Source organism: Clostridioides sp. ES-S-0108-01 (genome assembly GCF_020662285.1).
Taxonomy (GTDB): Bacteria; Bacillota; Clostridia; order Peptostreptococcales; family Peptostreptococcaceae; genus Clostridioides.
In genome coordinates, this window is sequence record NZ_JADGMN010000009.1 from 88,228 (window position 1) to 110,268 (window position 22,041).

Sequence of the window (22,041 nt, forward strand, 5' to 3'; positions counted from 1 at the left end):
TTTATTACAATTTTGTAGTTGAATATACATATCAAAACTAATATGATTAATAATAACATAAATTTGAATATTTTTAGAGGAGAGAAAATATGAGAAAATTGATATACTTTATTACACCTTTTATAATAGGCGTAGTATTTTTATTTGTACTAGACAAATTTCTTGATTCTAAAACTGATGAACTTTTGAGGAAGAAAAATCTACTTCCAATTATGGATGATACTTTAAGTGATATAAAAGATAAAGGTGTTACAGCAAATAATCATTTTTTAAGAGAAAAAGATATTATGATTTTGGGGTCATCAGAACTTAGTAATTCAACAAAACAACATCCAAAGTACTATTTTAATACGAATAGGAGCAAAAATAAGGCATTTGCAATTGGGACAGCCTATACTCAGACATTACAAGATACTGCAATATTAGGAAGTATGAATCCTAATATTGATAATAAAAAGGTTGTATTGTTAATTTCTATGCAATGGTTTATGGAGAAAGATGGAGTCACAAATCACCATTATCAGTCTAGGTTTTCACCAATACAATTTTATCGATTTTTGGATAATCCAAAAATATCTAAACAAAATAAAATTGAATATGTAAAAAAATCAAGTAAGCTATTATGGGAAAGTGAAGAGTATAAAGCAGAAGCATTATATGCGAAGTTATATGAACCTAAGAACTTGTCGGAAAAAGCTGTTAAGGTGATTTTAGAACCTTATTTTCAAGGAAGAAAGTATTGTATAGCTCTTAAAGAAAAAGGAATACTTTATAAACGATTAATTAGGCTAGATGAAAAAAGAAAAGAAAAAAGAAAGGGATCAATAAATTGGTCACATGAGAGAAAGAAAGCTATTGAAGATGCTAAAAAAAGAGTTGGTAAAAATCCGCTAAATATTGATAAATTTTATTATAAAAAACATTTTGAAGATGGTTTAGAGCAATATAGAGGAAGAGACAAAGACGTAAATTTGTTAACTTCTAAGGAGTTTGAAAGTTATAAACTTATGTTAAATGTATGTACTGACTTAGGTATCAAGCCAGTTGTTGTATTAATCCCAAGTATGGATAAATTCTATGATTTGACTGGTATCTCTGAAAAAGAAAGAACTCAATATTATGATAAAGCACAAAAGATAGCAGAAAGCAAAGGTTTTGAAGTTCTAAACCTTAAAGATAAAGGGTCAGATAAATATTATTTAAGAGATGTAATGCATCTTGGTACGAAAGGATGGGTAGATGTCTGTGAGAGATTATTTAAAATATTTAAAGAGCAATAAGGATTTGTTAACTAGTATCTGTTTAACTATGGTTATAATATTGGCAATAGGAGTTCTAACATTTACTCCATTTAAAGAATTGCCATTTATTTATAACGGATTTTAAAGGAGAATTCTTATATGAAAATTATTGAAGGAGTAAAAAAATATTCAAATACAGATAGAATAGCACTAATATGTAATGGAGATAAACTTTCTTATAAAGATTTAAATGAGTATTCAGATGCTATATCAGTATTTCTAAAAGATGTATACAAAGAGGAAGATACCCCTATAGTAATTTATGGAAATAAAGAAAATATGATAATGGCATGTATGATAGGAGCTTTAAAATCAGGTAGAGCATATGTACCTCTTGATATTAGTTTTCCACTTGATAGAGTTTTTGAAGTCACTAAAGAGATAAAACCAAAGGTATTATTTAATTTTAGTGATGAAAAAGATTTTGGTGATATTAATGTAATTGATATGGATAAACTAAAGGACATAATAAATGAATATCAGGGAAAATCATTACATAAAGAAAACTGGGTAAAAGATAATGAAAATGCATATATATTATTTACTTCAGGAAGTACAGGAAAACCAAAAGGAGTTCAAATAAGTTCAAACAATTTAGATAGCTTTTCGGATTGGATAAGCCCATATCTAAACATAGATGGAAGTGAAAAAGTAATAATGAATCAAGCGGCATATTCTTTTGACCTTTCAGTTACAACAATATATCCTGGTCTTATCCATGGAGCTACATTATTTTCAATATCAAAAGATGTATTAGCAGACTACAAAGAACTATTTAGACAATTTGGTATGTCAGATATAGCTATATGGGTATCGACTCCTTCTTTTGCAGGTGTATGTGTAACAGAAAAAGAGTTTAATAGTAAAATGCTTCCTAAGCTTGAGTCAATGATATTCATAGGAGAAGCACTTTCAAAAAATCTTACTAGAGAACTTATGAGTAGATTTCCAAATACAAGAGTTATCAATGGATATGGACCAACCGAAGCTACTGTTGGTGTAAGTGTAAACGATATGACTCAGGACGCTATAGATGATGAAAAGAGTCTTCCAGTTGGATACCCTATGTCAAATTGTAAAATAAAAATACTTGGTGAAGATGGAAATGAACTTAAAGAAAATGAAAAAGGTGAGATTATAATAATTGGACCATCAGTTTCTAAAGGTTACTTTAATAATAAAGAAAAGACTGATGAAGTATTTTTCTATGATGAAATAGATGGTGTAAAGTGGAGGGCTTATAAAACTGGAGATATTGGATATCTTTTAGATGGAAATATATATTATTGTGGAAGAAAAGATTTTCAGATTAAATTAAATGGATTTAGAATTGAAATAGAAGATATAGAAAATAACTTGAGAAAAGTACATAATGTAAAAAATGCAGTAGTTTTACCGATATATAAGGACGAAAAGATTGCTTACTTAAAAGGTATTGTTGAGTTAAATGAAAAGAATGATTTAAGTAATATTAAAAATGGGATGATAATAAAAAAGGAACTGGGAAAATATATACCTTCATATATGATTCCAAGAAATATTTCAATAATCTCTGAGTTTCCAACAAATATCAATGGTAAAATAGACAGAAAGAAACTTATGGAGGAAATTTAATGATTTTTTCACAGTATGGAGATTATTTTTATCTTTATATATTATTATTAACATCAATACCAGCAGTAATTTTAGGTCTAATGGGTAAGAATATAAAGTATTATGGTATGTTGGCAAGTTTATTTATGATATTCCTAATAGTAGGAATAGATGTCCAACTAAAGTACTTGGTAATGTTTATTATTCTTGAAGTAATAATAGTTAAAGGATATGAATATGTAAGAAGAAAAACTAAAAACAAATACATATATTGGAGTTTTTTGTTTGCATCAATGCTTCCAATAATAATCAATAAAATATCTCCAGTTACTTCCTTTGGAGTGATTGGATTTATTGGAATATCATATTTAAATTTCAGAACTATACAAATGGTTATTGAAATTTATGATGGTGCTATAAAAGAAGTTAAAATTTCAAAGATGCTTTATTTTATGTTATTTTTTCCAACCTTGAGTTCTGGACCTATTGATAGGTCAAGAAGGTTTGAACAAGACTTGGAAAAACAAATATCTAGAAAAGAATATCTAGAAGAATACTTACTGACAGGAATAAAAAATATTGTCATGGGAATAGGTTATAAGTTTGTTATAGCATTTTTGATAAATACATATTGGGTATCGATAATACCTAAAGATATGAGTTTTATAAATATTTTAAGTTATATGTATGCATATAGCTTGTACCTATTCTTTGATTTTGCAGGATATAGTTTATTTGCTATAGGTACAGGGTATATATTTGGAATACAAGTACCTATAAACTTTGACAAGCCATTTATCAGTAAAGATATGAAGGAGTTTTGGACAAGATGGCATATAAGTCTTTCAAGATGGTTTGGAGATTATATTTTTTCTAGATTTGTCATGTCATCAATGAGAAAGAAAAGATTTAAGAAAAGAACTACTGCTGCTCATGTAGCTCAGATGATAACCATGATAACAATGGGGTTTTGGCATGGTCTAACTTGGTATTACGTTGCTTATGGTGTATACCAAGGTTTGGCACTTGTTTTAACTGATATATATCAGAGAAAATCTAAATTTTATAAAAAACATAAAAAAGAAAAATGGTTCGAGAGAGTACAAATTTTCATTACATTCCACATTGTGTGTTTTGGATTGCTGATATTCTCTGGTTATTTAGCTTAATTTTAAGGAGGCAATTTTATGCAAGAAACAGTTATAGAAATATTTGAAGACGTATTAGGGACTGATGAGATAAGAGAAGATTTAGACCTTAATTTATTTGAGACGGAGCTTTTAGACTCATTAGCTATAATTGAAGTTTTACTTGAAATTGAAAATAGACTAGGAATAGAACTTCAACCAACTGATTTAGAGAGAAAAGATATGTCTACTGTAAATAATTTAGTAAAATTCTTAGAGACAAGGAAATAAATTAGTAATTAGGTTTTAAATATTAATTTATAAAATAAAATTTTACAAAGTCCATCTTATACTAATATTTGATGGACTTTTTTTATGATAATACATAGTATTTTGAAGTGAACTTCGATTAAGTAAAAAAATTTAACATATAAATATGATTTCGTAAATCTTAGGTATTATTGTAATATTATAGGAGCAAAATATATTATAGGAGGAAAATTGATGTCTTTAAATTCCATAGATAGAAAAAAAGAAATACTTAAATTATTAGATTCAAAAGGTAAGGTAAACACTAAAGAGCTAGTAAAAAGATTAGAAGTATCATCAGAAACAATAAGAAGATATTTGGAAGAATTAGAAAATGAAAATAAATTAAAAAAGGTATATGGTGGTGCTATAAAAATAAACTATGGAGTGATTGAACCAGAACATATAAAGAGAAATAATACTAACTTAGATAAAAAGCAAAGTATTGCTAAATATGCAGCTAAGTTTGTGAATGACAATGAGTCAATCATCATAGATGAAGGTACTACCAATTTGCAGATTGTAGATTATATAGTGTCTATAAACAATTTAAAGATTATTACAAACTCTTATCCAGTTCTATCAAAATTGATTTCTTATGAAAATCAAGGCTTATTTGATGGAGAAGTTATATTTATTGGAGGAAAAGTAAATTTAAAGCATCAAAGAACAGCATGTCCAATGTCAATAGATACTATGAAAGACTTATATGTAGATAAAGCTTTTATATCTAGTGAAGGTATACTTGATAGCTTTGGAATTAGTAGTATAGACCAAAATAAGGCATTGTTATCAAAAGAATATATAAAAAATTCAAAGGAAAGTTTTGTATTGTGTGATAGTTCTAAAATAGGAATTGCTAGTATGTATAAGATAGTAGATTTGGAAGAATTAGATTTTGTTATTTGTGATGTAGAGCCTCCAAATGAATGGAAAGATAAGTTAAATGAGATAAATATAACATGGATAGAAGCAAAATAAACAACATAATTTCATGTAATGCAACTAGGCTTAATAAAACCAAGTTCAAAAAATATAGTCAGTTAATAGATTAAGATTAGAAAGTAAATTTTAGATTGTAATTTAGAGTTTTATGGAAATTTGATATATAATAAAAAACAACTAGAAACAAATAAAAACAACTAAAAACAGAAATTTAATATATATTTAACCTAAATATGATGTATAATTAACATATGAAAGTTATACTTTAAAAGTAAAAACAATTAAAAACACAAAAATTCTAAAAAGAATCTATGGAGGCTATAAATATGAAAAAGATATATGGAGAAAAAATAAAAGCAGTAGTATTTGATTGGGCTGGCACAACAGTAGATTATGGATGTTTTGCACCTCTTAATGTATTTATAGAGATATTTAAAAGAAGAGGTATAGATGTAACAATGGAAGAAGCAAGAAAACCTATGGGAAAATTAAAGATAGACCATATAAGAGAAATGTGTGAAATGGATAGAATAAAAAATCTTTGGTTAGATAAGTTTGGTAAAGTGCCAACTGAGGAAGATGTAAATGAACTTTATGCTGAATTTGAGCCAATGCTATTTGAGACATTAGAAGAGTATACAACTCCAATTCCTCATGTTGTTGAAACTATTGAAAAATTAAGAAAAAATGGATTAAAAATAGGTTCTACAACAGGTTATACAAGAGAGATGATGAATATAGTTGAACCAAATGCAGCAAAGAAAGGATACTCACCAGACTTTCTTGTAACACCATCAGAAGTATCTCAAGGAAGACCATACCCTTGGATGTGCTATAAAAATGCTGAAGCTTTGGGGGTATCACCTATGAGTTCTATGGTAAAAGTAGGAGATACAATAAGTGATGTAAAAGAAGGTGTAAATGCAGGAATGTGGAGTGTTGCTGTAATAAAGGGCTCAAGTGAATTAGGTCTTACACAAGAAGAAGTAGATAACATGGATAAAGAAGAGCTAAAAGTTAAGATGGATACAGTTTCAAAGAGATTTAAAGAAGCAGGGGCACATTTTGTAATAGAAACTATGGCTGAATTAGAAGAGGTTTTAATAAAAATAGAAAATGAAATTATTAAATCAGACTTTGTACCAGAAAATGATTACATATTACTTACACCAGGACCACTATCTACTACTAAATCAGTAAGAGCATCTATGTTAAAGGACTGGTGTACTTGGGATGTTGAATACAATGACTTAGTACAAGATGTTAGAAGAAGATTAGTGTCTTTAGGAACAAAAAATACAGATAAATACACGAGTGTATTGATGCAAGGAAGTGGGACTTTCTCAGTGGAAGCTACAATAGGAAGTACTATTCCAGAGGATGGTAAACTTCTTGTAATTGCAAATGGAGCATATGGAAAGAGAATGAAAGATATATGCAATTATCTTAATATAGAATTTGTTGATTGTACATTTAAAGATATAGAAGCAGTTGATTTAAATGTAGTAGAAAATTTATTAAAAGAAAATAAAGATATAACACATATATCAATGGTTCACTGTGAAACTACTACAGGTAGATTAAATCCTATACAAGAGGTAGGGAAACTTGCAAAAGAATATAATAAGATTTATATAGTTGATGCTATGAGTAGTTTTGGGGGAATTGAGATTGATGTTGAAGACTTTAATATAGATTTTCTAGTTAGTAGTTCTAATAAGTGTATACAAGGAGTACCTGGATTTGGTTTTATAATAGCCAATAAAAAAGAATTATCTAAATGTAAAGGTATAGCTAAGTCATTGTCCCTTGATGTATATGCACAATGGGAGACTATGGAGAAGAACAATGGCAAATGGAGATTTACTTCACCTACACATGTTGTAAGAGCTTTTTATCAAGCTTTATTAGAACTAGAAGAGGAAGGTTCTGTTGAAAAAAGATATGCTAGATATAAAGAAAATCAGTTTACAATAGCTTCAAGATTAAAATCTTTAGGTTTTGACACTTTGGTAAATGATAGTGCTCAATCACCTGTAATAACAACTTTTTTATACCCTAAAAATGCAAATTTTGAATTTATGGAATTTTATACTTATCTAAAAGAGAATGGATTTGTTATTTATCCAGGTAAATTGACTGATATAGATACGTTTAGAATAGGTAGCATAGGAGAAGTTTATCCAACAGATATGGAGAGATTGGCTGATGTAATCGAAAAATTCATCAATATGTAGATGATAATGGATTATAAGTTATTATAGAGTTTTGAGACTCGTATTTAGACGTTTATATAATAAATATATAAATATTGAATAATAGGGATGTATTTTACTTAAACCACAAATCTAAGAAATTTGGATTTATAGTTTGGATATAATATTTTCTCTATTATTTTTTTATGATTATTTATAAAAATTAAAATAGGGATTAAATAAGGGTTGTTTTATTGCATATAATTATTACACTTGACAACGTAACAATGTTTTGTTATATTAAGTTCAAGGATAAAATGCGTTAATGAAAGGATATCATTATGAATGAAGGGTTAAATTCACTAAACTTTAATATAAAAAACTTTGTTGTAAATGGAAAAGCTGTTATAAAGAGATAATATTAAAGCTGAACGTGTAAGAGTGAATGGGCAACTTAGTATAGATGGAGATGCAGAAATAGATGACTTGGTTATAACTGCTCAACAGAAAGTTGATGGTAAACTGAAATGTAATAATGTTACAATAAAAGGACAATTAAGTATAAATGAAAATATGTATGCACGAGATATAAAAATATATGGTGAAATGAGAAATAAAGCAAATATAGAATGTGAAGATATAAAGGTATATGGAGCTATAAAATGTGATGGTCTTTTAAATGGAGAAAATATATATGTTTATTCAGGAGGAGGTTCTTACTGTAAGGAGATAGGTGCAACTAATATACAAATAGGAAGAAATAAAAATGCTTTTCAATTAATTAAAATTATTAATATTTTTTCTAGAAAATTTAAATGTGATTTGATAGAGGGAGATACTATTGAATTAGAGGATGCATCAATAAAAGATATACGTGGAAAAAATATATCTTTAGTAGATAATTGTGATGTTGGAGATATTGAATACAGTGATAATTTATCAATTTCAGATAATTCTACTGTAGAAAACAGTATAAAGGTGGGCTAGAGAAGTTATGGAAGAATTAATATCTAAGAAAGATTTACTGAGTAAAACTAATATATCTTATGGGCAATTATATAGATGGAAAAGAAAAAATATTATACCAGAAGAATGGTTTATAAAAAAATCAGCTTTTACAGGTCAAGAAACTTTCTTTCCAAGAGATAAAATACTAGAGAGAATAGAACTAATATTATCTATGAAAGAAGAGACTTCTCTTGATGATATTGCAAATATGTTTATGAAAAAAGATACTAATAAAGAGTTTGATATTGATTTTATTCTCAGTAAAGAAGTTATATGTAATTATACAAAGGAAATATTTCAAAAATTATATAAAAAAGAGCAGAGTATAGGTAAAAAAGAACTACTTATATTGAATGTAATAGAGAAATTCTTAGTTAAATCCACAATAACTTTTGAAGAATTAAAACTGATAATGAGTATAATAGAAGAAAACTTTACAGCAATATATAATGAAAATGGTAAAATTTATTTGTTTAGAAAGTTTGGAGTTCCATTTGTAGTAGGATGTCTGGATTATAAAAAAGTAAAATTTGAAAAAGATGTGGTTAAGATTGTTGAGATTGACTTAATGAAAGAAATAAATGATATAAGTATAAGGTTATCATAGTAGACTATCTTATATAATGTATTACAATAACTTACTTAAAATACATTTTATTTAAATATTGGGTTTAAAAATTAGATTTTTACAAGTATATAAAAATTAAAGATATATTTAGATAAGCTATAGGGATTAATGAATAATAAAACGAACCATGATGAATTACTATAAATTGTATTCAAATTACATTTTATATTTATAGTAATCTCTATGGTTCATTTTATTGCTATTAAGATAATACGGTATTTATAAAAATATTTAATATAAATATAGTAAATTGTTTAAATATAATGATTACCTTAATTTATTCAAATAATGAGTTTTTAAAATCTAAGAAATATCCTTGTGGATGAAGACATACAGGACAAGCTTTTGGAGCTTCTTTACCTACATGGATGTGTCCACAATGTGTACATATCCATTGTATATCTTCATTTCTTCTAAATAAAGTACCTTCTTCTAAATCAGTAGCATATCTACCAAATCTATCACCGTGAACCTTTTCTATTTCAGCTATATTTTCAAATAATTTAGCTATAGATTCAAATCCTTCTTCACGTGCTGTTTTTCCAAAGTTTTTATATACATCATCCCATTCTTGAAGCTCATTATGTTGTGCAGCTTTAAGATGTTGTGCTGTTTTATCATATAAATCTACAGGATATGCTCCTGATATATTTATATTTTCACCAGCAAATTCTTTTAGTTTAGAAAAGAATTGTTTTGCATGTGATTTTTCTTGGTCAGCAGTGTAATTAAATAAAGATTCTATTATATATAATCCTTCTTTTTTTGCTACAGATGCAGAAATATTGTATCTATTTCTAGCTTGACTCTCACCTGCAAAAGCTCTTAATAAATTTTCTTTAGTTTTACTATCTTTTAAATTCATATTCTACCTCTCTATCACAATAAATTTTTACAATATTTGATTCTTTTTATTTATTATTCCAATAGGAGATATAATTATGCTCAATTTAGTCAGCATTTTTAAAATTATCATTAATTTTTTTTAAAATTCTAAGAAATTCTTGTTTTTCATTTTCTGTAATATTATGGTATGCTGTTTCTTTAACTTGTGTTGAGATACTATTAAATGTATCTTCTATAAGTAATGCCTTTTCTGTAAGCTTTATATACGTGACACGTTTGTCATTAGTACATTTTTGTCTTTCTATATATCCTAGATTTATAAGTTTATTAACCAACACTGTAACAGTAGATTTATCTTTTCCTATTTTAGTTGCAATTTCTTTCATTGTAAGTATTCCATTATTTTCATAAAGTGCAGTTAAAATATTTCCATGAGTAGGTATCAATTCATATAAACCATTTTTACTAAGTTTATTTTCAATGAATTTAATCATATTAGCCTTTGTTTTACTTATAAAATGTATAATATATTTATCTTCCATAAATTATTCTCCAATCTTTAACCTATTTAAATTAGTTTGACATAAAACTATTTATAAACTATAATTAGTTTAACATAAAACTAAATGTATTGGGAGGAAATTTATGAATAAAAAATTTAAATCATTATATATTACAGAAGAAGAAGGAAGTTTTAGAAGAAATATAGTTGAAAGAGAAATAGACACATTGCCAGAAGGCGAAGTTTTAATAAAAGTAAAATATTCTTCTCTAAATTACAAAGATGCACTTTCTGCAAATGGAAATAAGGGTGTTACTAGAAAATATCCTCATACACCAGGAATTGATGCATCTGGTATAGTAGAATATAGTAGTTGTGATGATTTTAAAATTGGAGAAGAAGTTTTAGTGACAGGTTATGATTTGGGAATGAATACTTCTGGTGGTTTTTCAGAGTATATAAGAGTTCCTTCTAGTTGGATAGTCAGACTTCCAAAAAATCTTTCACTAAAAGAAGCAATGAGTTATGGTACAGCAGGATTTACAGCAGCTTTATCTGTATACAAATTTATAAATTCTGTAGGTAATGATATGGGAGATGTATTAGTTACTGGTGGTACTGGAGGGGTTGCTGTAATTGCAACTAAAATATTGATTAAATTAGGTTATTCAGTTGTAGTTTCAACAGGAAAACTAGAAGAACAAAAAGAAGTATTACTAAACTTAGGTGTTAAAGATGTTATACATAGGTCAGAATTGGATGATAACTCAGGTAGACCTCTACTTAGACCAAGATGGGCTGGAGTAATAGATACAGTAGGAGGAAATACTTTGTCAACAGCAATAAAGACAACTGATTATTGTGGAGCAGTGACAACTTGTGGTAATGCAGGAGGAATTGAGTTTACAAGTTCAGTATATCCATTTATCTTAAAGGGAATTACTTTGTATGGTATAGATTCTGTAGAATGCCCAATGAACTTAAGATTAAAAATATGGGACTTATTATCAAATGAATGGAAATTGGACGATTTGGACGATATGGTAAATGTAGTATCATTAGAAGAGTTAAATGATAGTATAGATTCAATAATGGCAGGAAAACACGTGGGAAGAACAGTAGTTGATTTAGAAAAAATATAAGTGATTAAGTTTACGATTAGAACTTTAGGTTTTAAGTAAAAATGAGATACTTTAAATTTATTTAGGAGTATCTCATTTTTTTATGTAAAAATTTTTTGTGCAAAAGTTTGTGTAAAAAGATTATTCATGAACAATTAATTCAAATACATCTGGTCTTGAATAGTGACCTTCTGAATCAAAGTCTAGTCTACTAAGTACTATTTTTTCTAGGTCTAAATCAGCTATTAGCATCTCTTCTTTATTGAAAATAGGACCTGCTACATATTTTCCAAAAGGGTCAACTATGCAACTTCCTCCTGGACACATAATCTCTGGTTCTACATCTAGCTCCTTATAATAATTAAGGTCAGTTGGATACATATTTTTTTCAACATATTGATTACATCCTATAACGAAACATCTTCCTTCTAAAGCAATATGTTTCATGGTTGCTTGCCATTCTTCTCTTGAGTCTGCAGTAGGAGCTATATAAAGTTTTACTCCTTTAGCATAAAGAGCTGTTCTAGCTAATGGCATATAGTTTTCCCAACAAATCAATGAACCCATTTTTCCATATGGAGTGTCAACTACTGTAAGAGTACTTCCATCTCCTTCTCCCCAAATACATCTTTCTGTTCCTGTAGGTTTAAGTTTTCTATGTTTACCAATAAGCTTACCTTCTGGAGAGAAAAACAAGTTTGTGCAATAAAGAGTACAATTTATATCATTACCATCTCTTTCTGTTATGCCCATTGATAGATATACGCCTGCTTCTTGAGCCGCTTTTCCTAACAAATCTGTTGTAGCACTAGGAACTGGCACAGAATTATCATAGTATCTTTTCCAATCTTCTCTACCTTCCATTGTTCTACTTCCAACAACAAATCCAAATGAAAGACCTCTTGGATATGCAGGTATGAATGCTTCTGGGAAAACTACAATATTTGCTCCTTTTCTCCCAGCTTCTTTAATTAATCCCAATGCTTTTTCAACAGTTTTTTCTAAATCCATTATGACTGGCGATGCCTGAACAACAGCAATTCTTACATTTTTATTTTCATTGCTCATAAAAACCTCCTAAAAAATATTTAATTTATTGAATTGAATAGACTACATAAGATGTTATTTGAGAAATAAGATATTTATATTGTGAATAATAATTTAACTGTATATTTAAAATAATACATCATGATTTAAAAAATTACAATTGCACAAATATAATTGAGTTCAGATATTTAAACTTAATAACTTATAATATTTTTTTACTTAGTATAAAGAACATTAAATTGTCTTATTTAGAATGAATAGTATTTATTTCTTAGCAAACAATAATTGAAAATAAAACTTTTATATGATTAAAGTCTAAAGAAACAAAGTTAATATAAGATAATATAATTAAGTAGAAAATAATAAAGAAAATTTATTAGACTAGATAACTTAAGGAGAATTTTATGACAGAAAAAATTTATTATAATGGAAATATCATCACAATGGAAGACTCAATATGTGGAGATGCTATTCTTATCAAAGACAAAATAATAAAAAAGATAGGAACAAAAGAAGAAGTATTTGCCCTAAAAGATAAAGACGCAGAAGTTATAGATTTACAAGGCAAGACATTGATGCCATCTTTTATAGATTCACATAGTCACTTAATAGCTTTTGCTACTACACTAAAGTTAATTCCATTAGAAGATGCAACTAGTTTTAAAGACATAATAAAAAAAATAAAGGATTTCAAAGAGACAAACAATATAAACAAGGGTGAGTGGATAATTGGATTTTCATATGATAATAATTTCTTAGAAGAACATAGACATCCAGATAAATACGTGCTAGACAGTGCATCTTCAGAGAATCCAATACTAATTTCACATGCTTCTGGTCATATGGGAGTTGCAAACACCTTAGGACTAAAGCAACTTGGTGTTACTCATGAAACACAGGACCCAGAAGGTGGGCATATAGGTAGAATAGAAGGCAGTGAAGAACCAAATGGATATTTAGAGGAGAATGCATTTTTTAATGTATCGTCTAAAATAAAACAACCATCACCAGATGACATTTTTAACTCAATTGAAAAAGCGCAGGACATATATCTAAGTTATGGTATTACAACAGTTCAAGAAGGCCTAATGGCAGAGAATCAATTTAACCTTCTAAAGACAATGGCAAATCAAAAGAAATTAAAAATTGATACTGTAGGGTATGTGGATTTGAAAAAAAGTAAGTCTGTAGCAGATGACAATAGAGATTTTATAAAGAAATATAAAAATAGATTTAAAATAGGTGGATATAAGATATTCTTAGATGGTTCTCCACAAGGTAAGACAGCATGGTTAACTAGACCGTATGAAAATTCAGATGATTACTGTGGATATCCTATATATAAAGATGAAGAAGTAGAAAAATTTATAAAGACTTCACTAAAAGAAAAAATGCAGCTTTTAACTCATTGTAATGGAGATGCAGCAGCAGACCAATTAATAGATTCATTTGAAAAGAATTTAAAAGAAGAAAATAGTAAAAATGATGCAAGACCAGTTATGATACATGCTCAAACGGTAAGAGCAGACCAAGTTGATGGTATGAAGAATATAAATATGATACCTTCATACTTTGTAGCTCACACATACTATTGGGGTGACATTCATATCAAAAACCTTGGAGAAGATAGGGCATTTAAGATTAGCCCACTTAAAACGACTATAGAAAAAGGTTTAATTTACACTCTTCATCAAGATACACCAGTAATAGCTCCTAATATGCTGGAAACAGTATGGTGTGCTGTTAATAGAATTACAAAAAAAGGTATACAAATAGGAGAAAATGAAAAGATAAGCCCACTAGATGCTTTAAAGGGTGTTACTATAAATGCAGCATATCAATATTTTGAAGAAGATAAAAAAGGCTCAATTAAAGAAGGTAAATTGGCTAATTTGATAATATTAGATGAAAATCCGCTTACAATCGACACTATGAAAATAAAAGATATTAAAGTGTTGCAGACTATAAGAGAAGGAGAAGTATTGTATTCTTTAAAGTAGATGTAAATTAGATACTTTATCATTTATATAAAAATAGGTTTAGATAATAAATTAGGTAGAATTAAATAAAATTACAGTTAAATCAACAATTATTTTTTTTATTAAATTTTAATTATTATATTGAAGATTTATCAGTATAATTTTATTAATTCTACTTTTTTAAAGAAATATCAATTTATTAAAGTTATCTATGTACTATATAAAATAATTAAGCAGTTATTAGTTTATGAAACAACTATGTATATTACTTTACAGTAAGATTTTGGAGCTAAATTTATAATATCAAATTTAAATTCATTAATGGATTACATTACAACATTTCATATAAAATATATTGTGAATCTTGGGAAACTACTATTCTTCTTTGAGTATTTCTTACAATCAGTTCTAAAAAATTCAATTTCATACCTATACTTGAATTATTCATTAAAATTGTTCTATATAAATAAGAGATATATTATAATATAAAGAAACTTATATGAAAGTTAATAACTATACAAGATTGATAAAGAAAAAGTCAAAATAGATAATTGATTGGCAAAATCGATATAATTATAATGAAGTTAAATCTAGAAATATTCTCTTAAAATTAAATTATATTGATTTAATTAAATATAATTTGACAATGAGTAAAAAAGTGAGTAAAATATAAATAAAATAAAAATAATAGGTTCGGATAAAATAAAAGGGTTTCTTAACCTCAAGCATAAAGTATATTATCGAAGTTATTTGAGATTAAGAGATAAAATCCAATCTTAGGTACTGAGGAGGAAAAAATGCTTGATATAAAAAGAATAAGGGAAAATTTAGATTGTATAAAAAAAGCAATGGAAAGAAGGGGCGAAAAAGCCTTTAACCTTGATGAAGTAGTTAAGTTAGATGATGAAAGACGAAAGATTCTTCAAGAAGTTGAAGTTATGAAAAATGAACTAAATACAGCATCTAAAAATATACCAAATCTTATAAAAGAAGGTAAAGATGTAGAAAGTGAAAAAGTTAAACTAAAAGAGTTATCTGATAAAATTAAAGTAATAGACCAAAACCTTAAAGAAGTAGAAGACAAGATGGAATACTTATTAATGAGAATACCAAACGTACCACATCCAGAAGTGCCACAAGGTGAAACTGACGAGGACAATGTTGAGGTAAGAACTTGGGGGAAGACTACTACTTTTGATTTTGAATCTAAGGCTCATTGGGAAATAGGAACTGAGTTAGGTATACTTGACTTTGAAACAGCTAGTAAGATAACTGGTTCAAGATTTACTCTTTATAGAGGATTAGGAGCTAGGTTAGAAAGAGCATTATTAAATTTTTACTTAAATACAAATACAACAGTAAATGGATATACAGAAGTTATTCCACCATTTATGGCAAATAGAAATAGTTTTTTAGGTACAGGTCAACTACCTAAATTTGAAGAAGATATGTTTAAAATAGAAGGGCTGGACTATTTTCTAATTCCAACATCAGAAGTTCCTTTGACTAACATACATGCTAATGAAATACTTAAATTTGAACAATTACCAATAAATTATACAGCTTATACTCCATGTTTTAGGTCAGAAGCTGGTTCTGCTGGAAGAGATACAAGAGGTTTAGTAAGACAACATCAATTCAACAAAGTAGAAATGGTTAAAATAGTAGCACCAGAAGAATCTTACAATGAATTAGAGAAACTTACTAACAATGCTGAGACTATGCTACAATTATTGAAATTACCATATCGAGTAGTAAAGATATGCACAGGTGATTTAGGATTTACAGCTTCTTTTAAATACGACGTGGAAGTTTGGATGCCAAGTTACAATAGATATGTTGAGATTTCATCTTGTTCAAACTGTGAAGATTTCCAAGCTAGAAGAGCAGGAATAAGATTTAAAAGAGATAAAGATTCTAAAGCTGAATATGCACATACATTAAATGGCTCTGGATTAGCTATTGGAAGAAGTGTTGCAGCTATATTGGAAAATTATCAACAGGAAGATGGTTCTGTAGTTGTTCCAGAGGTTTTGAGACCATATATGGGAGTTTCTGTTATTAAATAAGAGTTAAATTATGTATTTTTAAATAATACGATAAACTAGAAGCAATTAAAAAATAATAATGAATATAAAAAAGTGTACAAACTAATGAATATTGATATAGTAAGCTATCATATGAAAGAGTATGTACACTTTTTTATTTACTAAATTTACAAAAAAATAAATATAAATAATTTGCAAGTAGAAAGGAATTTTTTATGAAAGTTCAAAAGACAGAGTGGGGATATATTGAATGGAAACACACTTATGACGAAAACAATCCAAAACAAGCTATGAATATATATATTGCAGTAACTATGCAAGGTAAAAAACATTTTAATCATGTTCATTATGGTCAAGAGCAAATGATATATATTTTAGAAGGTGAGGGTCTGTATATTATTAACGGAGTCTGGAAGCCTTTTTACCAAGGTATGATTTTTTATATAGAATCTGGAAGTACACATGAAACTATAAATACGGGTGATAGAGCTATAAAAGAGCTTATTGTTTCAAATAATGTAAGTGATATAGGAGAAAGTGAAGTTATAGAAATTAATCCTAATAATTATTTGAAGAAGACTTTAATAAATTATAGTGAAAGCACTTTAAATTTATATGCAGCAATAGAATCAATTCGTGGTCAATTTATAGACCCATTTAAAATTCCATTAATTATATATGATGATTCATGGAATATAGTTTTAAAAAATCCTTATTTTCCTCTATTTTGTTTTGAAGAATGTAATCCTATGAAATTTCCTCAAAATTGTGATTGTATGAATCAAAAAAGTAGCAATCAATTTGTATGTAAGTATGGGATAACAATATATAATATCCCAATATTATACAAAAACAATAGTATAGGAGTTATAAGAGGAGGATATGTATTATTATCTGATTTAAATTTAGATACAACGCATAGTAATTTATATGATATACCAGAAGGTGCTGCTAGAAGTATAAAACGTCTTTTAAAACAAATATCTAAAAATATAATAAATTTTTGTTCATTCAATGACATAAGAAAGGATTTACAAGAAAAAGAGAATGCTATTGCAAGAACATATCATTATGGAGAGCAACTTGAAATGAACTTAAGGGTAGCTCAAGATATGGTTACCAACTTAAGAATAAATCATCATTTTTTATTTAATACTCTAAATTCAATGGCAAGTATAGCACTTGATGATGGTAGTTATGATTTATATAGTGCAATAATAGATTTATCAAAAATGTTTAGATACACAATGAGGTCTGATTTACGATTTGTAGAATTAGAATCAGAAATATTGTATATTAAAAATTATTTAAACTTACAGAAATTGCGTTATGGAGATGCACTTAAAGTAAAGTATCTTATTCCTGAGAAACTCTATAGTCTTTCTGTACCTTTTAACTTTATTCAACCTATTGTAGAAAATGCTTTTACACATGGATTTAGAGATATTGATACAGAAAAGCGAGTTGATATAATTGCAAGAGTAGATTCTAAGTATGCTATTATAGAAATTCATAATAATGGAACTATTTTAGAGGAAAATAATATAGACAAAATAAAGGAAGGTATTCGTAGTAATAATGGTCATGGGCTGTCTTTGATATATACAAAATTTACATCTGCTTATGGAAATGATTTTGATATGGATATAAAGTCAAGTGATAAAGAAGGAACTTACATAATGATTAAAATTCCTATTGAAAATTATAAGGAATATGTATAGAACTTGTGTAAACTTAATAAGTTTTATAAATGTTAAGAAATATATTAGATGTTTTATATATCTTACTTTTTTATATTATTAAGCTAAAAGGGAGGAATTCTCATGAGAAAAGCACTAATAATAGATGATGAAGAAGCTGTTTTAAAAATAATAACACACTTTATAGAAATGAAAGATATGCCAATAAAAATTGTTGGTAAAGCAACATCTGGTGATGAAGCAGTAGAGAAGATAATTAGTTTAGAACCAGACATAGTTTTTATAGATATTCAAATGCCAATATATAATGGGTTAGAAGTAATAGAAAAAACATCTCATCTGTCTAAAAAAATAAACTTTGTAGTAATAACTGCTTTTGACTATTTTGAATATGCACAAAAAGCTTTAAGGCTAAATGTGAAAGATATACTCCTTAAACCATTGGATATGAACGAGTTTACTAGGTCTGTAGAAAATATTATCGGTTATCAATATACTAATAATAATTTATTAAATGAGATACTAGAGTATATAAATTTAAATTATGGTAAGGACTTAAAGTTAAATGATTGTGCTAAATTATTTTTAACTAATCCATCTAATATATCTAGAATTTTTAAAAGTAATTTGAATACAACTTTTATATCATATCTAAATCATGTAAGAATAGAAAAATCTATTGAATTACTTGAAAATACTACAAAAAGTATAAATGAGATTGCAGAAATAGTTGGATATAATAGTCTAAACAACTTCTACAAGAATTTTAAGATAGAAAAAGGAATGACTCCAAAAGCCTATAAATTAAATACTAAAAATTGAGATTGATAAATAAAAAGTCAATATAGATAATTGTTTGAGTGTGTCTGAATAAGTATACTTTAATTATAGTAAAAATTAAAGCGCTTTAAACATATTTAATGATATTAAACCTTATAAAAGATGTACCTATTTATATAAAAAAATATATATAAATAAAAATAAAAAGATATACAAAATAAAAAAAGCAAATAAAATACTGTTCAAAAAAGACAGAATTTTCATTTAATTTGCTGAGAATTTATATTTGTTGAAGAAGGTAACTTTATAATGGAGGTAGTTTAATATGTCAGACAAAGTGAATGTGAAAAATATTATCTGTATTGCAGGGGCTTATTTAGCAACAGCAATTGGTTCTGGATTTGCTACAGGTCAAGAAATACTCCAATTTTTCGCCTCCCAAGGGTATATGGGGCTAGTTGGAGCATTAATATCAATGGTGTTATTTTCATTTCTTGGTGCTGAAGTTATAACTAGAGGTAGAGAATTAAAACTTAAAGAACCAACGAGAATTTATACTTTTTATTGTGGAAAGATTTTAGGAAAATTTTACGAATGGTTTAGTCCAATATTTTTGTTTGGAATTCTTATAGTAATGATTTCTGGTGCAGGTTCAACTTTAACTGAATACTATGGTATAAATCCTTATTTGGGAAGAGTTTTGATGGCTGTTGCTACGTTAATCACGGTGTCTATGGGTCTAGAAAAATTAGTAAGTATACTTGGTCGTATTGGACCAGTGATAGCAGTATTTACAATTGCTGTTGGATTAATAAGCTTGTTTAAACATTTTGATGGTTTATCTATGGTTGGAGAAGCTATGAAGAATATTGAAGTTACAAAAGCATCAGGAAGTCCAATAGTTTCAGGTGTAATTTATAATACATTAAATATTATTGTAATGATTGTTTTTTTAACAGGAATGGGAGCTTCTATTGAAAGTAAAAAGGATGCTTTCTGGGGAGGTCTGTTAGGTGGAGTAGTATTTATGACTGCAGGAATCGTTATGTATTTGGCTATGATTTCAGATATAGAAAACTTATATATGAAAGAAATACCATCACTTTATTTAGCAGATAATATAGCTTCTATTGTAGGTGTACTTTTCTCAGTTGCACTTATATTAGGTATATATACAACAGCTGTTCCACTTTTATGGTCTGTAACTAATAGAATTGTTGAAGATGAGCATCCTAAATTTAAATTAATAACAACAGTAATAGCTATTTTGGCTTGTATAGGTGGATTCTTACCATTTGGTAAACTAGTAAATATTTTGTATCCGTATACGGGTTATATGGGACTTTTAATTTTAGTCTGTATGGTATATAAAGCTATTACATGTAGAGAAAAATCAACACAAAGTCAGGAATAGGGTCACTTATCAATAGTTTATAGTTAAGGGAAGTTTTCATATAATATAGATTTAAAAAGTCAAAATAGTTAAATAAATTGTAAAATATGATAATATATTTAATTAAAACGATATAGTAATATATAAATATAAACAAAGTTGCATTAAATTTATAAAAATAATTAAATTTAAAAGAGGTGTTATTATGTTAAAAACAACAAAAATTTCAGACCCAGAGTTATATAAGATTGTAGCTGATGAGTTGGTTAGACAAGAGCATAATATTGAAATGATAGCTTCTGAAAGTACAGCACCAACAGAAGTACTTGAATTAAGTGGATGTGTATTTACAAATAAAACGGAGGAAGGCTATCCAGGGGCTCGTTTTCAAGCAGGTTCTGAAGAAGCAGATAAACTTGAAACTCTAGCAATCAAACGTGCAAAAGAAGTATTTGGAGCAGAACATGTAAATGTACAGCCATATTCAGGTTCTACAGCCAACTATTGTGTATATTCATCAATATTAAAGCCAAATGATACCGTCTTAAGTATGCGTCTTGACCAAGGTGGACATTTAACACATGGTAGTACAGTTAATTTTTTACATGACATTTATAGATATGAATTTTATGGAGTAGACCCAAACACTGGGCGTATAGATTATGATGCTCTTGAAGCAAAAGCAAAAGAATGTAAACCAAAACTTATAATTGCAGGAGCAAGTTCATATCCAAGATTAATAGATTATGAAAGAATATCAAAGGTTGCAAAAGAAGTAGGAGCTTACTTTATGGTAGATATGGCACATGTAGCAGGTTTGGTAGCAGCAAAAATAATTCCTAGCCCTGTACCTTATGCAGATTTTGTTTCTTCATCCACAACAAAGACTTTCTGTGGACCAAGAAGTGGTATTATACTTTGTAAAGCAGAACATGCAAAGAAACTTGATAAAGGTGTTTTCCCAGGAACATTAGGTTCTATACATCTTAATACAGTTGCAGCAAAAGCCTTTTCACTATTGTATTTAAGTACAGATAAATTTAAAAAAATAATGGAGCAAGTTGTAGTAAATGCTCAGACTCTAGCATCTGAACTTATTTCACATGGTTTTAGTATTGTAAGTGGAGGAACTGATAACCATATAGTTATGGTTGACTTAAGAAGTAAAAATCTTACAGGTAAACAGTTTGAAAAAGCTCTTGAATATGTAGGGATAACAGTTAATAAAAATGTTATACCTGATGACCCACAATCACCATTTGTAACTAGTGGCGTTCGTATAGGTCTTACATCCATATCTCAAAGAGGTCTTAAAGAAAAAGAAGTTGTACAGATAGCAGGAATAATGAATAAGGTAGCAGAAAATATTGACAATAAAGAAGTATTAGATGAGTGTAAAGCAGAAGCTCAAGAGCTTATATCTAAGTTTCCATTATATCCAGAAGGGTATTTTGAAGATTAAGTGTATTGATTTTAGCCCACAACCTATAAAGCCTATAACATAAAACCTAATAATATA

18 protein-coding genes are annotated in these 22,041 nt (G+C 27.7%); 15 read left to right on the plus strand and 3 right to left on the minus strand.

The window, feature by feature from the left end; genetic code table 11:
* The first annotated feature begins 89 nt into the window (after nt 1–89).
* The 8 genes from dltD to IR152_RS10345 all read left to right on the plus strand — a co-directional run bounded on the left by dltD (nt 90) and on the right by IR152_RS10345 (nt 9,085).
* Nucleotides 90–1,280 (plus strand): D-alanyl-lipoteichoic acid biosynthesis protein DltD, encoded by a 1,191-nt coding sequence (gene dltD / locus IR152_RS10310; protein ID WP_227451765.1) that lies wholly within the window; start codon nt 90–92, stop codon nt 1,278–1,280.
* 120 nt (nt 1,281–1,400) lie between these two features.
* Nucleotides 1,401–2,915, plus strand: coding sequence for a D-alanine--poly(phosphoribitol) ligase (locus IR152_RS10315; RefSeq protein WP_227451766.1), 1,515 nt, complete (start codon nt 1,401–1,403; stop codon nt 2,913–2,915).
* Nucleotides 2,915–4,063, plus strand: coding sequence for a D-alanyl-lipoteichoic acid biosynthesis protein DltB (dltB, locus tag IR152_RS10320; RefSeq protein WP_227451767.1), 1,149 nt, complete (start codon nt 2,915–2,917; stop codon nt 4,061–4,063). Before IR152_RS10315 ends, dltB begins: the two co-directional genes overlap by 1 nt.
* An 18-nt stretch (nt 4,064–4,081) precedes the next feature.
* Nucleotides 4,082–4,312: a D-alanine--poly(phosphoribitol) ligase subunit DltC gene (dltC, locus tag IR152_RS10325; RefSeq protein ID WP_003422749.1), complete on the plus strand. Its 231-nt coding sequence runs from the start codon at nt 4,082–4,084 to the stop codon at nt 4,310–4,312.
* 213 nt (nt 4,313–4,525) lie between these two features.
* Nucleotides 4,526–5,311, plus strand: coding sequence for a DeoR/GlpR family DNA-binding transcription regulator (locus tag IR152_RS10330; RefSeq protein ID WP_227451768.1), 786 nt, complete (start codon nt 4,526–4,528; stop codon nt 5,309–5,311).
* Between the two features lie 290 nt (nt 5,312–5,601).
* Nucleotides 5,602–7,512 carry a 2-aminoethylphosphonate--pyruvate transaminase gene (gene phnW, locus IR152_RS20280; protein WP_227451769.1) on the plus strand — a complete coding sequence of 637 codons (1,911 nt, stop codon included), beginning with the start codon at nt 5,602–5,604 and terminating at the stop codon, nt 7,510–7,512.
* Between the two features lie 399 nt (nt 7,513–7,911).
* Nucleotides 7,912–8,457 carry a polymer-forming cytoskeletal protein gene (locus tag IR152_RS10340; protein WP_227451770.1) on the plus strand — a complete coding sequence of 182 codons (546 nt, stop codon included), beginning with the start codon at nt 7,912–7,914 and terminating at the stop codon, nt 8,455–8,457.
* Between the two features lie 7 nt (nt 8,458–8,464).
* Nucleotides 8,465–9,085, plus strand: coding sequence for a YhbD family protein (locus tag IR152_RS10345; RefSeq protein ID WP_227451771.1), 621 nt, complete (start codon nt 8,465–8,467; stop codon nt 9,083–9,085).
* A 298-nt stretch (nt 9,086–9,383) separates the two neighbouring features.
* Here IR152_RS10345 and rbr read toward each other — a convergent pair whose 3' ends face one another.
* Nucleotides 9,384–9,971, minus strand: coding sequence for a rubrerythrin (gene rbr / locus IR152_RS10350; RefSeq protein WP_003422762.1), 588 nt, complete (start codon nt 9,969–9,971; stop codon nt 9,384–9,386).
* Between the two features lie 85 nt (nt 9,972–10,056).
* On the minus strand, nt 10,057–10,494 hold the full coding sequence (locus tag IR152_RS10355; RefSeq protein ID WP_227451772.1) for a MarR family winged helix-turn-helix transcriptional regulator: 438 nt from the start codon (nt 10,492–10,494) through the stop codon (nt 10,057–10,059).
* Nucleotides 10,495–10,597: 103 nt separating this feature from the next.
* Here IR152_RS10355 and IR152_RS10360 point away from each other — a divergent pair, with 103 nt between their 5' ends.
* Nucleotides 10,598–11,596 (plus strand): YhdH/YhfP family quinone oxidoreductase, encoded by a 999-nt coding sequence (locus tag IR152_RS10360; RefSeq protein ID WP_227451773.1) that lies wholly within the window; start codon nt 10,598–10,600, stop codon nt 11,594–11,596.
* Nucleotides 11,597–11,716: 120 nt separating this feature from the next.
* On the opposite strand, the gene IR152_RS10365 is transcribed toward IR152_RS10360, so the two are convergent.
* Nucleotides 11,717–12,643 carry a carbon-nitrogen hydrolase family protein gene (locus tag IR152_RS10365; protein ID WP_227451774.1) on the minus strand — a complete coding sequence of 309 codons (927 nt, stop codon included), beginning with the start codon at nt 12,641–12,643 and terminating at the stop codon, nt 11,717–11,719.
* A 383-nt stretch (nt 12,644–13,026) separates the two neighbouring features.
* Between IR152_RS10365 and IR152_RS10370 the strand changes: the two genes are divergently transcribed.
* From IR152_RS10370 to glyA, 6 genes are all read left to right on the plus strand, one after another.
* A complete protein-coding gene (locus tag IR152_RS10370; RefSeq protein ID WP_227451775.1) occupies nt 13,027–14,622 on the plus strand; it encodes an amidohydrolase in 1,596 nt (531 codons plus the stop codon).
* A gap of 776 nt (nt 14,623–15,398) precedes the next feature.
* Entirely contained in the window at nt 15,399–16,670 is a 1,272-nt protein-coding gene (serS, locus tag IR152_RS10375) for a serine--tRNA ligase (protein WP_227451776.1), read from the plus strand.
* Between the two features lie 194 nt (nt 16,671–16,864).
* Complete coding sequence (locus tag IR152_RS10380; RefSeq protein ID WP_227451777.1) at nt 16,865–18,370, plus strand: histidine kinase; 1,506 nt, start codon at nt 16,865–16,867, stop codon at nt 18,368–18,370.
* Between the two features lie 102 nt (nt 18,371–18,472).
* Nucleotides 18,473–19,171: a response regulator transcription factor gene (locus IR152_RS10385; protein ID WP_227451778.1), complete on the plus strand. Its 699-nt coding sequence runs from the start codon at nt 18,473–18,475 to the stop codon at nt 19,169–19,171.
* Between the two features lie 283 nt (nt 19,172–19,454).
* Nucleotides 19,455–20,543 (plus strand): hypothetical protein, encoded by a 1,089-nt coding sequence (locus tag IR152_RS10390; RefSeq protein ID WP_227451779.1) that lies wholly within the window; start codon nt 19,455–19,457, stop codon nt 20,541–20,543.
* 184 nt (nt 20,544–20,727) lie between these two features.
* Nucleotides 20,728–21,984, plus strand: a complete 1,257-nt coding sequence (glyA, locus tag IR152_RS10395) for a serine hydroxymethyltransferase (RefSeq protein WP_227451780.1) — start codon at nt 20,728–20,730, stop codon at nt 21,982–21,984.
* Nucleotides 21,985–22,041 lie beyond the last annotated feature (57 nt).

Bases quoted from the DNA above. Each gene is read 5' to 3' on its own strand.
- dltD (WP_227451765.1), top strand. From the start codon at position 90: ATGAGAAAATTGATATACTTTATTACACCTTTTATAATAGGCGTAGTA.
- IR152_RS10315 (WP_227451766.1), top strand. From the start codon at position 1,401: ATGAAAATTATTGAAGGAGTAAAAAAATATTCAAATACAGATAGAATA.
- dltB (WP_227451767.1), top strand. From the start codon at position 2,915: ATGATTTTTTCACAGTATGGAGATTATTTTTATCTTTATATATTATTA.
- dltC (WP_003422749.1), top strand. From the start codon at position 4,082: ATGCAAGAAACAGTTATAGAAATATTTGAAGACGTATTAGGGACTGAT.
- IR152_RS10330 (WP_227451768.1), top strand. From the start codon at position 4,526: ATGTCTTTAAATTCCATAGATAGAAAAAAAGAAATACTTAAATTATTA.
- phnW (WP_227451769.1), top strand. From the start codon at position 5,602: ATGAAAAAGATATATGGAGAAAAAATAAAAGCAGTAGTATTTGATTGG.
- IR152_RS10345 (WP_227451771.1), top strand. From the start codon at position 8,465: ATGGAAGAATTAATATCTAAGAAAGATTTACTGAGTAAAACTAATATA.
- rbr (WP_003422762.1), bottom strand. From the start codon at position 9,971: ATGAATTTAAAAGATAGTAAAACTAAAGAAAATTTATTAAGAGCTTTT.
- IR152_RS10355 (WP_227451772.1), bottom strand. From the start codon at position 10,494: ATGGAAGATAAATATATTATACATTTTATAAGTAAAACAAAGGCTAAT.
- IR152_RS10360 (WP_227451773.1), top strand. From the start codon at position 10,598: ATGAATAAAAAATTTAAATCATTATATATTACAGAAGAAGAAGGAAGT.
- IR152_RS10365 (WP_227451774.1), bottom strand. From the start codon at position 12,643: ATGAGCAATGAAAATAAAAATGTAAGAATTGCTGTTGTTCAGGCATCG.
- IR152_RS10370 (WP_227451775.1), top strand. From the start codon at position 13,027: ATGACAGAAAAAATTTATTATAATGGAAATATCATCACAATGGAAGAC.
- serS (WP_227451776.1), top strand. From the start codon at position 15,399: ATGCTTGATATAAAAAGAATAAGGGAAAATTTAGATTGTATAAAAAAA.
- IR152_RS10380 (WP_227451777.1), top strand. From the start codon at position 16,865: ATGAAAGTTCAAAAGACAGAGTGGGGATATATTGAATGGAAACACACT.
- IR152_RS10385 (WP_227451778.1), top strand. From the start codon at position 18,473: ATGAGAAAAGCACTAATAATAGATGATGAAGAAGCTGTTTTAAAAATA.
- IR152_RS10390 (WP_227451779.1), top strand. From the start codon at position 19,455: ATGTCAGACAAAGTGAATGTGAAAAATATTATCTGTATTGCAGGGGCT.
- glyA (WP_227451780.1), top strand. From the start codon at position 20,728: ATGTTAAAAACAACAAAAATTTCAGACCCAGAGTTATATAAGATTGTA.